The organism is Deefgea sp. CFH1-16, assembly GCF_016881365.1.
Lineage (GTDB): Bacteria > Pseudomonadota > Gammaproteobacteria > Burkholderiales > Chitinibacteraceae > Deefgea.
In genome coordinates, this window is record NZ_WLYT01000001.1 from 3,084,596 (window position 1) to 3,099,728 (window position 15,133).

Consider the following 15,133-nt stretch of genomic DNA (forward strand, 5'->3'; position numbering starts at 1 on the left):
CATGCGCCACATAAAAACAAAGGGTATTGCTTGGTAGGCATGATCATTCATGCACTACAAAGCAATACCCTTATTGCTTCGGGTTTGGCGGATTTTGATCTGATGCTGCGTTACCAAGCGCGCTGGCGTAGAATGACTACGCTGCGTGCTTCGTGCCTTGCCTCAGGTCAAAAGCCGCACAAACGCGGCTGGCAAACTAAACGCCAACAGGCCCTAGCGTCACCGTGATTGCGGCGAGATTGACTCTAGTGTTTAGCCGCGCACTTTTTTGACCACTTGCATCAATTGCGCTGCCGCTTCATCACCTTGGCCGCTTTTAAGCGCTTGGGCGATGCAATCTTGGGTTTGTTGTTCAAGCAAGATGAGACCTAAAGCATCCAGTGCCGAACGTGCTGCCGCCACTTGGTTGAGGATGTCACCGCTATATTTCTCTTCTTCGACCATGCGGGTAATGCCCGAAACTTGGCCGACGATGCGGTTAAGTCGCTTAATCAATAAATCGCGATTTGGGCGCGGTAATTGCGTTTTGTCTTGTGTCTTTTTAGTGCTTGATGTCATATCCGGCTTCCTCAATGGCTGTTTCCAGTGCGGCGCGACTGGTTTGTTGGGCGTCGAACACAATATGTGCCGCGCCTGGGTTAAGTGTGACATTGGCCGACTGCACCCCTGTCACGGCTTGCAGAACACGCGTTACGCCAGCTGTGCAGCCGCCGCACGTCATGCCGTCAATTTGAATGTCGATGGTTTCCATCGTAACTCCTTAGCTTTTCCAGCGTTTTAATAACAATGCATTGCTCACCACCGAAATAGACGACATCGCCATTGCGGCACCAGCAACAATGGGGTTGAGTAAGCCTAAGGCGGCAACGGGAATGCCTAAAGCGTTATAAATAAAGGCGAAAAATATAATTTTGTCTGATTTTACGAATTGTGGCTTTCGATAGGCTAATGGCGGCAGCAATATGCGCAATATCGTTGTGCATCAAGGTGATGTCGGCGGTTTCAATCGCCACGCTGGCGCCGCTTTGCATTGCAAAGCTCACATTGGCTGCCGCCAATGCCGGTGCATCATTAATCCCGTCGCCTGCCATGGCCACATGCCGACCTTGGGCTTGCAATTGGGTGATCAGTGCCGCTTTGTCTTTGGGACTCATCTGCGCTTGAAACGTCGTAATGCCGAGCTCGTTGGCAATCGCTGCCGCCGTGGCGGGGTTGTCACCCGTTAACATAATAATGTTGATGCCGGCCTGTTGTAAGGCTTTGACGGCGGCTTTTGCATCAGTGCGTGGCGTGTCTTTTAGGCCAATAAAGCCTTGCAATTGATCATTTTTAGCCAGCGCGATGACAGTTTGTCCGGCTTGCGTCATGGCGTCTAGTTGCGTCGTTTGCGCTGCAGTGAGCGGCGTAACCCAGTCTGGACGGCCGACTTTAAATTGATCGTTGCCGATCTGTGCCGACATGCCAAGGCCTACTTCGGTGTGAATCTCGCTGGCGCTCAGTAAAGTCAGTTGCCGAGTTTGTGCCTCGCTGATTAAGGCGTGTGCCAAAGGGTGTTGTGAATGCGCTTCAATGCTGGCTGCGTGCAAAATAAACTCGGATTCTGTGCCGTTAATCAGCTGAACCGCACTGACTTTGGGTTGGCCCTCAGTCAAAGTACCTGTTTTATCGACGATTAAGGTGTCGATATGGCTCGCCAACTCCAAGGCGCTGGCATTGCGAAACAATAAACCGTTTTTGGCGCCGAGCCCGACGCCGACCATAATCGCGGTCGGTGTGGCTAAGCCTAGTGCACATGGGCAGGCAATGACTAAGACGGCAATGGCGTGGATTAAAGCGGTGCTTGGATCATGTAGCACCAGCCAAGTGGCAATAAAGGTCAGTAGGGCAATACCCAGTACCGCAGGCACAAAAATGGCGGCGATTTGATCGGCCAGTCGTTGAATCGGGGCTTTACTGCCTTGCGCTTGGCGCACCATGCGAATAATCGCCGCCAATTGCGTGGCGCTGCCAATGCTGGTAGCGCGGATGGTAATGCTGCCTTGGCTGCTGCGCGTACCCGCAAACACGGTGTCGCCAATGGTTTTGCTGGCTGGGATGGATTCTCCGGTCAGCATGGCTTCATCAACCGCAATGCTGCCACTGAGAATCACCCCGTCAACGGCAATGCTTTCACCATCGCGCACCATTAAAATATCGCCTTGCTGGATATTGGCAATCGCCAGTTCTAGCCATTGTCCATTGCGCTCCACCCTGGCCGTTTGCGGCTGCAGCGCCAGCAGTTCGCTAATGGCGCTGGCGGTTTTGTGTTTGGCGCGGCTTTCTAGCCATTTACCCAGCATGACTAAGGTAATAATCGCTGCGCTGGCTTCAAAATACAGATCATGGCGCCCAGCATACCAAGCCCAGCAGCTATACAGCCACGCCATCGACGTGCCAAGCGCGACCAGCACATCCATATTGGCGGCGCCACCGCGTAGGGCAAAATAAGCGCCGCGATAAAAACGCAGGCCAGGAATAAATTGCACTATGCTCGCGAGCGCAAATTGCACGCGCGAAAGACAAAATGCCGTGTCGGCCAAACAGCATGCCGCCCATTTCAATTAAAAAGGGCAGCGTGCAAACGATGGCAATGATAAACAGCCAAGGGGTTTCAGTTGCTGGTGCGGTGTTGATCTCTGTGCTTGTTGGGCTTGAAAAGCCAGCTTTTTCAATCGCCGCTTTCACCACATCTAAATCAATAAGACCACGTGGGGCGCTGATTTGGGCAGTTTCATTGGCAAAATTAACTTGGGCGCTTAAATTGGGCAGTCGATTGAGGACTTTCTCGAGCCGCAGCGCGCAAGCGCTGCACGTCATCCCCTCGACAGGGAGTTCAAGCTGCTGGCGCGGCACTTGGTAGCCTGCGTGTTCAATCGCTTGGATGATGGGGGCGATTTCAATACTGGGCTGGCTGCTATTAATTTGCGCTGTTTCGCTGGCAAAATTGACGCTCGCTTGAATGCCTTCCAATTGATTGAGTACTTTTTCAACACGCTGAGCGCAAGCAGAGCAAGTCATGCCCTCGATGGGTATATCGATGGAAGTGTTGCTGGCTAATGGGTTCAGGGTTTGACTCATGGGGGTATAGTAGGCTGGATATGACATACCCGCAAGGGGTATATCGCCACCGTTCAGCCCTTAGCTGGCAAGGGTAGTCAGCTTGATATGGCTGGGTTTTTTGGCGAGAACTCGACTGTCAATGCGCTGCTTGATTAGGTTTTTAGCCTATTGCATTAAGGCGGGTTTTATCTGGCACTCGCCCTGATTGGCCGCCCTTGATCAAGGAAAACTGCAGCGCAGTTGAGACACCTTGATCAAGCAAAGTACGTGGGTTTTGGATTTACTGAATGGGTTACTCCGCGTCGCCGCCGCCTTTTTTCATGACTTTGCCCGCTTGCGCACGTTGGCGGCGGACTTCTTTCGGGTCGGCAATGAGTGGGCGATAAATTTCAACACGATCTTTATGCCGCAGCACGGTATCGAGTTTGACGGCCTTGGCGAAAATGCCAATTTTTTGTTGGCTTAAGTCAATTTCAGGGAATTCTTGCAATAGCCCCGATTGTTCAATGGCTTGTTGGGCCGTTGTGCCGTTTGGGACTTTTAGACTTAATAGTTTTTGCTTTGCCGCTGTGGCGTAAACCACTTCAACGGTGATTAATTCACTCATACACTTCTTCTGTCAGGTGGGTATCTGCTTCTAGCCCTTGCGCTTTAATGACTAGAGATTGATACAGGGTGTTAACCAAATTTTCGGTCGGCCTCTTTAACAAAAGCATCAACAAAGGTTGAGGTGATTTTGCCAAATACTGGGCCGATGATGGCATCCAAAGCGCGATTGGAAAACTCGTAATCCAGCGAAAACTCGATTTTGCAGGCGTCTTCCATCAGTGGGATAAAACGCCAAACGCCGGTAAGTGCCTTAAATGGACCATCGACAAAATGCATCACGATTTCGTTTTCGGTTTTGGTGTCACGGGTACGAAAAAAAGTGCTGACTTTTAAAAATTCGATTTTGATGGTGACATCTAAGATCTCGGCTGAGCGCTCGTGCACTTCCACGCCGCCGCACCACGGCAAAAATCGTGGGTAATCTTCCACACGATCGACTAAATCGAACATTTCTTGGGCTGAATGGGAGACAAGAACTGATTTGCGTAAACACTGCATGGCTTTGAAGGGGTAAAATAGCGAACTAATCTACCCTGTGATTGAGAAATGACTGATTATCCTGACCAAGTGAACGAGATGCAAGCGAGCTATCGCGCTAATTCGCATGCCGATGATGAAACTGCGGTATATCGGATTCCACCGCACTCGGTTGAAGCGGAGCAATCGGTACTCGGTGGTTTGATGCTCGACAATCAGGCCTTTGACAAGATTGCCGATATTATTGGTGATCAAGACTTCTACCGTGAAGACCATCGCCGCATCTATCAAGCCATTATCAAATTGGTTGAGCACAATCGTCCAGCTGATGTGATCACGGTGAAAGAGTCGCTCGATACCACCAATGATTTGACGTATGTCGGTGGACTCGCCTATCTAGGCTCCTTGGTACAAAATACCCCCTCGGCCGCCAATATTCGTCGTTACGCCGAAATCGTGCGCGAAAAGTCGGTGATGCGCCAGCTCGCCAGCGTGGCGACAGAAATCGCTGATGCCACGTTTTTCCCTAATGGGCGAGACGCCAAGCAATTACTCGACGAAGCCGAATCGCGCGTCTTTATGATTGCCGAGCAATCACAAAAAGGCAGCCAAGGCTTTTTTGCGATGCCACCGATTTTGAAAGAAATCGTCGAGCGCATCGATTATTTGTATCAACAAGACAATCCATCTGAAATCACCGGCACGGCGACCGGCTTTATCGATCTGGATAAAATGACCTCCGGCCTGCAAGGCGGCGACTTGATTATTGTCGCCGGTCGTCCGTCGATGGGGAAAACGGCGTTTTCGATCAATATTGCGGAGAACGTCGCCATTGATAGCAAATTGCCGGTGGCGATTTTCTCAATGGAAATGGGCGCGGCGCAGCTCGGGATGCGGATGGTTGGCTCGGTCGGCAAGATCGATATGCATAAGCTCAAAACCGGTAAATTTGAAGACGACGATTGGCTGCGTCTGACGCATGCCGTGGGTAAGCTCTCTGAAGCGCCAATTTTTATTGAAGAAACTGGCGCGCTGACCGCGCTGGATATTCGCACCAAATCACGCCGTTTGGCGCGGCAATGTGGCGGCCAGCTAGGGCTGATTGTGATCGACTATTTGCAATTGATGGCCGGGCGCTCGGGGGCAAAAGATCAAAATCGCGCAACTGAATTGGGTGAAATTTCGCGTTCGCTCAAAGGTTTGGCACGCGAGCTCAAATGCCCAATTATTGCGCTGTCGCAGTTAAGCCGTTCGGTCGAGCAACGGACCGACAAGCGTCCAATGATGTCCGATTTGCGTGAATCGGGCGCGATTGAGCAAGATGCTGACTTGATTATGTTTTTGTATCGCGACGAATATTACAACCCAGATAGCCAATTTAAAGGTATTGCTGAATGTATCTTGGGTAAACACCGGAATGGCCCAACCGGCAAAATTCCACTGGTATTCCAAGGGATGCATTCACGCTTTGATAATGCGCTGATGCGCCCAGATGGTTGGTCGAGCGATTTGGAATAACGAATAACCATTACGGCTAGCGGTGGCATGGGTTTGATGCCGCTATGACCGATGTGTGACATATCGCAGTGTTTGGTACTGCCGTTTTGCTGTGATGTCTGTGTTTTACTGAGTTTGGGGAGCGGGTGTTGATTACTCATTTTAATGTGCCGGTACTGCCGACGTTTGATCAGCCAAGAGCCGATCGCTTGTTAAGCGGCAATCCACAGCGCACCACTTGGTCGCACTATACGAGCGCTGATCATCAATTGTCTTGTGGTATTTGGGCGTGTGATGTTGGCTCGTGGCGCATTGCTTTTGCCGCAGACAAAGAAGAATTCTTTTGCGTGATTGAAGGCGAAGTTTGCTTATGGGATCGGAACGATCAGGGTGTGGTCGTTAAAGCGGGTGAGGCGGCGGTCATTCCAGCTGGCTTTGTGGGGCGCGTTTTGAAGTCATTCAAGCGGTACGTAAATATTTTGTTGTTTTAGATCGTTCTGCTGCTGTTTAGAAAAAAATGAAAAAAATTAAAAATCTGTTTACCCGTTTAAATAATCAACTTGATGGTGATATGGATGATGCGGCGCGGCAAGCTGCCATCGAGCGCGCCCGTACTGAGCCAGAACAGGGTGAGTCTGATAAGCCGGGCATTGATCGACTATTTGAATTGCCGCTGTCGCCGGTGGTCAATGTGGCCAGTAAAGGCATTGCGGGATTGCGAAGTGCCGTCACTAAAATCAAAGGCTTGGCGCATCGCGATGCGGATGAAGTGGATGCTGGGACCTTGGCGGAAAGGAGCGAGCCCGCGTTGGATCCTTTGTTAAGTTCAGTTCATCCAGCAGCAACGAGGACTCATCGGGCGGAACCTAGCGCCACGCCACGTCCAGCGGCCGATTTGCATCAACGATCATTGCACGAAGAGACTGTTGCTGCTGCCAGTGTTCGCGCTGCACCAATGACAAAACCGGCCGCTGCGCCAGCATTGCCAGCGACTCAGGCAACAGCTTCGCAAACGGCTCAGCCATCGCCGATGCCACGTCGCCGAGAATTACCCACTATCGACTTGGAGCAAATTCAACATAATTTAGCGTTAAGCCAGCGTAAATTAGCCGCCGAAGGGGCGAAAATGCCCAGTAAGGCTGCGCCGGAGGTGTTGCCGATTATCGATGTGGCTGAAATTCGCAGTCGCTTGCAAGAAATTCATGCCAAACCCGAAGTGGTGGCCCCCACAAGGCGCATGGGCGTTAGCCGCGTGGCCAAGCTAGATAAAGATGGCGGCGGTTTGGTCACTCAAACACCAGCCAAAAGTAAAGCCCCATTGGCACCACCGACTTTATTGCGAAAAACTGAACGTATTGAGCCACAGCCTACAACTAATGCCGCGAAGCTGGATATACCCGCTGCATCTGCTGCGAGAGAGAATATGGGGGCTGTGGCGGATCATGTAGTGAAATCGACTGAGGTATTGCTGGAGCCGTTGTTGTCTGATGCGCCCATCTTACCGCCAGTGGATCACCGTTTTACCCGCGCGCAAGTGCCGGTTGTGGCGCACGATGAGCCCGAGCCGCCGCAGGTCGCTCCAGCATGGGTGCCGCCCACGCCGGATGTCGCTGCGCCGCCAAGTCCATTGGCTGTGCCGCCCATCGTTCGTCCTACTCACTTTTTGCGCCCGGATGAGTTTGGTGCTGCTCAAACTGCCCCTAAGCCCAATGCCGCGTGGGGTGCGTGTGAAAATGGTTTGTGCTTGCCGCTCGACTTACTGCGCCCACCGTTGGTGAGCGCGCAAACCGTAACGCAAGACGATTTGCTTGAGCGCAGTATTTTAATTGAAGAAAAGCTCACCGAGTTTAAAGTCAAAGTCAGCGTGCTTGATGCTTATGCTGGCCCAGTAATTACCCGCTTTGAGGTCGAGCCCGCAATGGGCGTGCGCGGTGCGCAAGTGGTGAATTTGGCTAAAGATCTGGCTCGTTCGCTGGGTGTTGCCGCCGTGCGGGTGGTCGAGACGATTCCGGGCAAAACCTGCATGGGTTTGGAATTGCCCAATCCAACCCGGCAAATGATTCGCTTGTCTGAGATTTTGTCGGCACCAGAATACCAGCAGCAAGTTTCGCCCATTACCATTGCGTTGGGTAAAGATATTGCCGGTTTACCCGTTGCGACCGATCTAGCCAAAACGCCGCATATGCTGGTGGCGGGAACGACCGGCTCGGGGAAGTCGGTTGGTGTGAATGCGATGATTTTGTCGATTTTATTTAAAGCTACGCCCGATGAAGTGCGCTTTATTATGATTGATCCCAAAATGCTGGAATTGTCGATTTATGAAGGCATTCCGCATTTGCTGGCGCCGGTGGTGACCGATATGAAACTGGCCGCCAATGCACTCAATTGGTGTGTTGGCGAAATGGAAAAACGCTATCGCTTGTTGAGTGCGCTTGGCGTGCGTAATTTGGCGGGATTTAACCAAAAAGTCGCCGATGCTGCTGCCAAGGGGCGCAAACTGACCAATCCATTTTCTTTAACGCCAGATGATCCCGAGCCGCTAGAGCATCTCCCCTTGATTGTGGTGGTGGTGGATGAATTTGCTGATTTGATGATGGTGGCGGGTAAAAAAATCGAGGAATTAATCGCCCGCTTGGCGCAAAAGGCCCGCGCAGCGGGGATTCATTTGATTTTGGCGACGCAACGCCCATCGGTCGATGTGATTACCGGCTTAATTAAAGCCAATATTCCAACGCGCTTGGCGTTTCAGGTGTCGAGCAAAATCGACAGTCGAACCATTCTTGATCAAATGGGCGCAGAGGCTTTGCTAGGGCAGGGCGATATGCTGTTCTTGCCGCCCGGTAGCGGTTATCCAACACGGATTCATGGTGCGTTTGTGGATGATGCCGAGGTGCATTGTGTTGTTGAATACTTAAAGCAACTTGGCGAACCCAATTATGTTGAGGGTGTGTTGCATCCAGTTGCGGGTGAGGATAATGGCATCAGTGGCTGGACGAGCGGTGCAGAGGGCGAAGAGGCGGATCCTTTATACGACGAGGCGGTTGCCTTGGTGCTAAAAAGTCGCCGCGCTTCGATTTCTGGCGTGCAAAGACAAATGCGAATTGGCTACAACCGTGCCGCACGCTTAATCGAGCAAATGGAAGCGGCGGGTTTAGTCAGTGCCATGGAAACCAGCGGCAACCGTACTGTTTTGGCGCCACCCTTGGCGGAATAGCGGATAAGTCCGGCCTTCAAACTACATTGTGGCTTTTGTTTTGGTGTTTTACATAAAGGGGAAATCATGAAGTTTGAAGAATCAATCCGCACTTGTTTTAGTAAGTACGCTGATTTTAAAGGGCGCGCGGTCCGTTCTGAATATTGGTGGTGGGTGTTGTTTACGTTCTTGGCGGGAGTGGCGCTGAGCTTGGCTGGAGAAACCGTTTCAGGGGTTTTTTCCTTGCTGACGCTATTGCCATCGTTGGCCGTTGGCGCACGCCGATTGCATGATACCAATCGCAGTGGTTGGTGGCAGCTGATTTGGTTCTTACCGATTATTGGCTGGATTTTATTGTTGTATTGGTTTGCCAGTGAAGGCGTAGAACCGAATCGTTTTGATTGATGCAAGTTCGATACGATTTGGTAAGACAATTGGGCCAGCATAATGCTGGCCCAATTGTTTAGTTTCGGCGCAGTGCCGTGGCTACATCGGTGCGTAAGGTGTAATTTAATGATTGAGCTGCAGCGCTGACTTGTTTGGCGTTGCGCTCGCTATTGTGCTGCGCCAATTGTTGGCCCGCCTGCTGTAATTTGCTGAGCTGCTGTTGCGTTTTTTTCCATTGCTTTTGGTGCTGACGCGATAGTAGATAATCATCCAGCCCAATGCCATTTGCACCGGTGATGAGTGCGCTAAGCCCCGCAATATTGGCGTTAATCTCTTGGGCGATATGTGGCTTGGCACTGTCTTTGCGGTTTGAAACTCGCTAAACGCTGGCTGCCCGCTTCGAGCGCTTTCAAGTATTCGGTCATTAATTGCCCGGGGTAAGAAATATCGTACGCCGCGCCTCGAATTAAACCCTGCCATTCATACTGCAAAATGGTGACTTGTCGCGATATGGTTTTTGCTTGCCAATTGACATAGGCGCACAGTGAATCTTGCTGCAGCAAAGTCAGCGGCGGCGTGTCGTTAAATAACACGGCAGCAATGACAGGTAGCCCAAGATAGCCATCGGCAAGCTGCTGGCCATAATAATGTGCTTCACCGTCGCTCATTGGCTGGGTGGGCATGGTTAAACTTTGCCGAGCGAGTTCGGTGGTGCTTTGGGCAGGGATTTCAAATAGCCGCGTAGTTTGTTGTTGCTTGCTTGCTGGGGTCCAATGGGAGCAATGCCGATCTGTTGCCAAGCGCTGAATGTCTTGAGGTAGGCTTGTTGCGCTTGCTGTAAATTGGCCTCGCTTGGCTGCTGGCAAAGCGCCGCCGTGTTTTGATTTAATTCATTGACCGCGGTTTGTAATGCTTCAATTTGCGGTGTAATGACTTGACTCATGATCGAGAGCGTTAATTCTGGGGTGGTCACTTTGCTGGTCGTTGGCGTGTTCGACGCCAGCGCAACACCAATCCAAGCGCTCATAACGAGTAAAGCGTGTTTTTTCATGGCACTCCTCCTTTTTTATGGCGTATTGATATCACATGGTTTGTCTCATTGTCAGTAGGTTTGATGGACTGCCGCGTTTTAGTTCATTGATATTCTCTCGGATGTTGCATTTTTTGCTGACGAATTGGTGATGGCTTGTATAATCGGCGACTTGTTTAATGAATTGATTGATGGATGCAAAGCATGAGCTTTTATTTTCGCCCTGATGACGTACCTGAGTTGCAAGGCCTAACGCGCTGGGATCAGCGTGTATTGCTACGGGGTACTTTTATCAAAGAGCGTGCGATGTCGACTGTCGTTTTGTTGATGGCGGTGCTGGGTAGTGTGCAATTTGTGATTAATCCATTGCTGCTGCAATACGCTCCCACGGTTCGTGCCGATAATATGTTTTATGCCGCGATTTTAGTCGGCTGGCTGTTGTTTTTGATGTGGGCGCGTGATGCCATCATGATGAATGTGCTGCGGCCCAAGTTGGCGCTCAAACGTGCCGAAATGAAGGCAGCAGAAGTGGCGAAATTAGAAACCGCACGAGCCAGCGAGCAAGGTGAGGCCTAATCGGTGTTGCTGCTGCTAGTTTGCCGCGCTATGGATTAGGCGCGCGGACGATCGCGGCCAATTTTATTTGATTTACTTTTCGGAATTATTTTCTTATGCGCACTTCGCAACTGTTTATTTCTACTAAAAAAGAAGCGCCCGCTGAAGCAGAATTGCTTTCACATAAATTGATGTTGCGTGCGGGTTTAATTAAGCGTTTGGGTTCGGGTTTGTATACGTGGATGCCACTGGGTTTGCGTGTGTTGCGTAAAGTGGAGGCGGTCGTTCGCTCAGAAATGAATACCGCTGGCGCACAAGAGTTGTTGATGCCTGCGGTGCAGCCAAAAGAGCTGTGGGAAGAAACCGGTCGTTGGGCGGTTTTTGGCCCACAAATGCTCAAAATCACCGACCGTCATGAGCGTCAATTCTGTTTTGGCCCAACGCACGAAGAAGTGATTACCGATATTGCGCGCAGCGAATTGCGCTCTTACAAGCAATTGCCGGCTAACTTTTATCAAGTTCAAACCAAATTCCGCGATGAGATCCGCCCACGCTTTGGCGTGATGCGTGCGCGTGAATTTATGATGAAAGATGCGTATTCATTCCATGCGTCTTTTGAATCGTTGCAACAAACTTATGATGTGATGTACGGCGCGTACTCTAAGGTGTTTACCCGTCTAGGTTTGCAGTTCCGTGCGGTTGCGGCCGATACCGGTGCAATCGGTGGCTCGGGCTCGCACGAGTTTCATGTGTTGGCTGATGCTGGCGAAGATTTGCTAGCGTATTGCCCAACGTCAGATTACGCAGCTAACGTTGAATTGGCTCAGGCCTTCGCGCCGAGCGCGCCACGCGCTGCTGCGGCAGAGGCGATGACTGAGGTGGATACACCGAAGCAAACTGCCTGCGCAGATGTGGCTGCCTTGCTTGGTGTTGGCGTAGAACGCACCGTAAAAGCCATTGCTTTGGTGACGGTTGCGGGTGAATTTGTATTGGCATTACTACGTGGCGATCATAATCTGAACGAAGTAAAAATCGCTAAGCTCGAAGGTATGGCAGATTTCCGATTTGCATCGGATGATGAAATCCGTGCCGCGCTATTATGCCCACCAGGATTTATCGGTCCAGTCGGCATCAATGCCGATATCCGTGTGATCGCCGATTTGACGGTTGCGGCGATGAGCGACTTTATTTGTGGCGCGAATAAGCCAAAATTGCATTTGTCGGGCGTGAACTTTGGCCGTGATTTACCAGAGCCGCACATCGTTGCTGACATTCGTAATGTGATGAATGGTGACGTGTGCCCAGATGGCAAGGGCGGTGTGCTGGAATTGTGCCGTGGTATTGAAGTCGGCCATATTTTCCAATTGCGCACTAAGTATTCAGAAGCCATGAATTGCGTTTTTGTGACTGAGCAAAATACCCAGCAAGCGATGGAAATGGGTTGCTACGGTATTGGCGTATCGCGCATTGTTGCTGCGGCGATTGAACAAAATCATGATGCCAAAGGCATTATTTGGCCAGCAGCGATGGCGCCATTTAGCGTGGCTGTTGTGGCAGTGGGTTACCACAAGTCTGAAGCCGTGAAAGCCGCTGCGGATCAATTGTATGCCCAGCTGCTTGCGGCCGGTGTCGATGTCTTACTGGATGATCGCAATGAGCGTCCGGGCTCGATGTTTGCCGATATGGAATTGATTGGCATTCCACATCGCGTCACCATTGGCGATAAAGCATTGGCTGAAGGCATGGTTGAATATGTGGCGCGCCGCGACGGTGAAATGAAAAAAATCGCCCTGAGCGAAGCGCTGGAATGGATTCAAACGCAAACGCAGGCATAAGTAAAACTTAAACTAAGCTTACCTTGGTGAGCTTAGTTTACTATTGCCTTGCTGAGCTTTGGTATTTGTTAGGTATATTCATGCAGTGCATTTATTTATTGTTTTACATGAATATACCCCTCGCTTAAGATCTTGTGACAAAAGGGGTTTGACGTGAAGTGCAGCGCATTGCTGGTTACGAGTTTGTTGTGTTGGCCTTTGTTGACTTGGGCTGGTGCGCAAAGAGAGGAAACTTTATCTTCATCGGTGCAAACGACGTTGCAGCGCTCGATTAGTGATCGAATGGAGCCGCGCTTAATTTTTGCGAACCCAGCTGATGCCGAAGTTTGGCTGTCGGCGATGTCTGAGCGACTCAAAAAACGAATTCCAGATGAGTTTGTTCGTCGTAAATTACTGACGGCGATTCATTACGAAGCCACGCGGGCGGGGCTTGATCCGCAGTTAGTCATGGGCTTGATCCATGTTGAGAGCGGTTTTAATCGTTATGCGGTGAGTGTGGTGGGCGCGCGTGGCTTAATGCAGGTGATGCCATTTTGGCAGCGCAGTATTGGCAGTGCTGAGCACAATCTCTTTGATATGAATACCAATCTGCGTTACGGTTGTACCATTTTGCGGCATTATTTGGATCGCGAAAACGGCGATTATTTTCGCGCCTTGGGCCGTTATAACGGTAGTTTAGGCAAAGCGGAGTATCCTAATTTGGTGCATGGCGCTTGGAAGAATGGCTATGACTGGCAAAGTCCAAGTAATGGGCTAGTAGCGCAAAAATAAATGGGTTTGCATTAAAAAAGCGGCGTCACTAGTGACGTCGCTTTTTTTGTTGGTTCGTAAAATATTTTGAGTTTAGCCGCTGGCGAAATGGCCATCTGAGCCGAGTTCCAGTAACCGTTAATAGCGGCTAGCTGGGTAATTGATCGATTTGAATGATTTGGATAAAGCCACTTTTCATTTTAAGAAAGCCGGCTTCTTCCCAGTGACTGAGTTGCTTGTTGACGCTTTCTCGCGATGCACCGACAAAATTAGCTAAATCTTGTTGGGTCATTTTTAAATCAATCCGTACGCCATCGGCATTGGCTTGGCCGTAGTTATGCGCCAACTGGCGTAATATTTTCGCTAGTCGCAGTGGCAAAGGTAGAAAGAGCGTGTCTTGTACTAAGTCATTGGCGCTTCTGAGTCGCTCGCACAGTGTGGTAATCAGTGAGCGCATCACATGCGGGTGATGATCAAGGTATTGATCGACTGCGCTACGTTGCAAGACTAAAAGTTCACCGTCTTCAAGCGCTTCGACGCTGGCGTTGCGCGGTGCGCCATCGAGCATGGCGAGCTCGCCAAAGACTTCGCCGCCTTCTAAAATCGCCAGCGTAATTTCACGGCCTTCTTCATTGCTGCGAGTGACTTTTAAGCGACCATGAATCACGGCAAACATCTCATCACCGCAAACACCTTGGGCGACGATAATTTGTTTGGCTTTAACGTGTCGAGTTTGCGCTTGCTGCGCTAAATTTTCCAGCTCGCTTGGCGTGAGCTCGCAAAATAAGCTGCTGCCGGATAGTAATTTGGCTTTGTTCATCGTGATCTCTTAGCTTAATGTGGCAATAACCGGTGTATGGTCAGATGGACGCTCATTTTTGCGCGGTTCGATGTCGATTTCACAGGCAGTGCATTGTGCGGCAAGCGCTGGCGAGAGCAAAATGTGGTCGATGCGCAGCCCGGCATTTTTTTTTTGAAAGAAAATCCACGGTAATCCCACCAGCTAAAGGATTTTTCTGGCTGATCAAACAATCGAAAGCTATCGACCAAACCCAATTGCAGCCATTGCGCAAACATGTCCCGTTCTTGAGGTGACACCAAATTGCCGCCTTGCCACTTGGTGATGTCGTGTACATCACGGTCTTCGGGGGCAATATTGTAGTCGCCCAGTAGCGCCAGCTTGGGATGTAGCGCCATTTTGCTCAATTAAAAACGCTTTCATCGCGGCGAGCCACGCCATTTTGTAAGGGAATTTCTCTGAGTCTAAAGCTTGTCCATTAGGAATATAGGCACCGATCAGGCGAATGCCCGCCACCGTGGCAGTAATAACGCGTTTTTGCGCATCGGGGTATTCGGGTAGGTTAATGATGACGTCGGAAATTGCTTCGCGCGCGATAATCGCCACACCGTTATAGGTTTTTTGACCGGCAAATTCGACAAAAAACCCGGCATTTTCGATTTTCTTCTTGAGGGAAAACTGGGTCGTCCATTTTGGTTTCTTGCAAGCAAAGTGCAGTAACGTCAGGATTTGCATCGAGCCAATCTAAAACCTGCGGCAAGCGAACCTTGAGTGAATTGACGTTCCAGGTTGCAATTTTCATTGTAAGGCGATTCCTAAATAATCTGTTTGGCGTAAAGGTGCCGTATTTTCACATAGTTTCATCACTAAGTGATGAAGCAAAAGCTTTCTTGCTTCGTGGC

General features: G+C 50.5%; 17 protein-coding genes and 1 pseudogene. 8 read left to right on the forward strand and 10 right to left on the reverse strand.

Annotated features, from left to right (window positions below):
* Nucleotides 1-39 precede the first annotated feature (39 nt).
* On the forward strand, nucleotides 40-228 hold the full coding sequence (locus GKO28_RS16870) for a hypothetical protein (protein ID WP_182077154.1): 189 nt from the start codon (nucleotides 40-42) through the stop codon (nucleotides 226-228).
* A 24-nt stretch (nucleotides 229-252) separates the two neighbouring features.
* Here the strand turns inward: GKO28_RS16870 and GKO28_RS16875 are convergent, their stop codons facing one another.
* From GKO28_RS16875 to GKO28_RS16895, 6 genes are all read right to left on the reverse strand, one after another.
* Nucleotides 253-558, reverse strand: coding sequence for a metal-sensitive transcriptional regulator (locus tag GKO28_RS16875; RefSeq protein ID WP_173534259.1), 306 nt, complete (start codon nucleotides 556-558; stop codon nucleotides 253-255).
* A complete protein-coding gene (locus GKO28_RS16880; protein ID WP_173534258.1) occupies nucleotides 542-751 on the reverse strand; it encodes a heavy-metal-associated domain-containing protein in 210 nt (69 codons plus the stop codon). The genes GKO28_RS16875 and GKO28_RS16880 overlap by 17 nt, the downstream gene beginning before the upstream one ends.
* Nucleotides 752-884: 133 nt before the next feature.
* Nucleotides 885-2,525, reverse strand: a complete 1,641-nt coding sequence (locus GKO28_RS16885; protein ID WP_307839049.1) for a copper-translocating P-type ATPase — start codon at nucleotides 2,523-2,525, stop codon at nucleotides 885-887.
* Nucleotides 2,410-3,117, reverse strand: a complete 708-nt coding sequence (locus GKO28_RS20535) for a heavy-metal-associated domain-containing protein (RefSeq protein WP_247646612.1) — start codon at nucleotides 3,115-3,117, stop codon at nucleotides 2,410-2,412. The genes GKO28_RS16885 and GKO28_RS20535 overlap by 116 nt, the downstream gene beginning before the upstream one ends.
* A 274-nt stretch (nucleotides 3,118-3,391) precedes the next feature.
* Nucleotides 3,392-3,706, reverse strand: a complete 315-nt coding sequence (locus tag GKO28_RS16890; RefSeq protein WP_173534256.1) for an RnfH family protein — start codon at nucleotides 3,704-3,706, stop codon at nucleotides 3,392-3,394.
* Nucleotides 3,707-3,777: 71 nt separating this feature from the next.
* Nucleotides 3,778-4,206, reverse strand: coding sequence for a type II toxin-antitoxin system RatA family toxin (locus GKO28_RS16895; RefSeq protein WP_182077155.1), 429 nt, complete (start codon nucleotides 4,204-4,206; stop codon nucleotides 3,778-3,780).
* 48 nt (nucleotides 4,207-4,254) lie between these two features.
* Between GKO28_RS16895 and dnaB the strand changes: the two genes are divergently transcribed.
* The 4 genes from dnaB to GKO28_RS16915 all read left to right on the forward strand — a co-directional run bounded on the left by dnaB (nucleotide 4,255) and on the right by GKO28_RS16915 (nucleotide 9,280).
* Nucleotides 4,255-5,703: a replicative DNA helicase gene (gene dnaB, locus GKO28_RS16900; protein ID WP_373314787.1), complete on the forward strand. Its 1,449-nt coding sequence runs from the start codon at nucleotides 4,255-4,257 to the stop codon at nucleotides 5,701-5,703.
* A 125-nt stretch (nucleotides 5,704-5,828) separates the two neighbouring features.
* Nucleotides 5,829-6,173 carry a cupin domain-containing protein gene (locus GKO28_RS16905; protein ID WP_307839050.1) on the forward strand — a complete coding sequence of 115 codons (345 nt, stop codon included), beginning with the start codon at nucleotides 5,829-5,831 and terminating at the stop codon, nucleotides 6,171-6,173.
* Nucleotides 6,174-6,199: 26 nt separating this feature from the next.
* Nucleotides 6,200-8,896 carry a DNA translocase FtsK gene (locus GKO28_RS16910; RefSeq protein ID WP_182077156.1) on the forward strand — a complete coding sequence of 899 codons (2,697 nt, stop codon included), beginning with the start codon at nucleotides 6,200-6,202 and terminating at the stop codon, nucleotides 8,894-8,896.
* 66 nt (nucleotides 8,897-8,962) lie between these two features.
* A complete protein-coding gene (locus GKO28_RS16915; RefSeq protein ID WP_182077157.1) occupies nucleotides 8,963-9,280 on the forward strand; it encodes a DUF805 domain-containing protein in 318 nt (105 codons plus the stop codon).
* Nucleotides 9,281-9,588: 308 nt separating this feature from the next.
* Here the strand turns inward: GKO28_RS16915 and GKO28_RS16920 are convergent, their stop codons facing one another.
* Both GKO28_RS16920 and GKO28_RS16925 read right to left on the reverse strand, forming a co-directional pair.
* Nucleotides 9,589-9,945: a hypothetical protein gene (locus GKO28_RS16920; RefSeq protein ID WP_182077158.1), complete on the reverse strand. Its 357-nt coding sequence runs from the start codon at nucleotides 9,943-9,945 to the stop codon at nucleotides 9,589-9,591.
* Nucleotides 9,946-9,947: 2 nt separating this feature from the next.
* Nucleotides 9,948-10,313, reverse strand: a complete 366-nt coding sequence (locus tag GKO28_RS16925) for an imelysin family protein (protein WP_182077159.1) — start codon at nucleotides 10,311-10,313, stop codon at nucleotides 9,948-9,950.
* 183 nt (nucleotides 10,314-10,496) lie between these two features.
* On the opposite strand from GKO28_RS16925, the gene GKO28_RS16930 reads away from it, so the two are divergent.
* The 3 genes from GKO28_RS16930 to GKO28_RS16940 all read left to right on the forward strand — a co-directional run bounded on the left by GKO28_RS16930 (nucleotide 10,497) and on the right by GKO28_RS16940 (nucleotide 13,453).
* A complete protein-coding gene (locus GKO28_RS16930) occupies nucleotides 10,497-10,868 on the forward strand; it encodes a hypothetical protein (protein ID WP_182077160.1) in 372 nt (123 codons plus the stop codon).
* 95 nt (nucleotides 10,869-10,963) lie between these two features.
* Nucleotides 10,964-12,682 (forward strand): proline--tRNA ligase, encoded by a 1,719-nt coding sequence (locus GKO28_RS16935; RefSeq protein WP_182077161.1) that lies wholly within the window; start codon nucleotides 10,964-10,966, stop codon nucleotides 12,680-12,682.
* A 153-nt stretch (nucleotides 12,683-12,835) separates the two neighbouring features.
* Complete coding sequence (locus GKO28_RS16940; protein WP_307839051.1) at nucleotides 12,836-13,453, forward strand: lytic transglycosylase domain-containing protein; 618 nt, start codon at nucleotides 12,836-12,838, stop codon at nucleotides 13,451-13,453.
* A gap of 127 nt (nucleotides 13,454-13,580) precedes the next feature.
* On the opposite strand, the gene GKO28_RS16945 is transcribed toward GKO28_RS16940, so the two are convergent.
* Both GKO28_RS16945 and xth read right to left on the reverse strand, forming a co-directional pair.
* Nucleotides 13,581-14,252 (reverse strand): Crp/Fnr family transcriptional regulator, encoded by a 672-nt coding sequence (locus GKO28_RS16945; RefSeq protein WP_182077162.1) that lies wholly within the window; start codon nucleotides 14,250-14,252, stop codon nucleotides 13,581-13,583.
* A gap of 9 nt (nucleotides 14,253-14,261) precedes the next feature.
* Nucleotides 14,262-15,033: pseudogene (gene xth / locus GKO28_RS16950) on the reverse strand (exodeoxyribonuclease III).
* Nucleotides 15,034-15,133 lie beyond the last annotated feature (100 nt).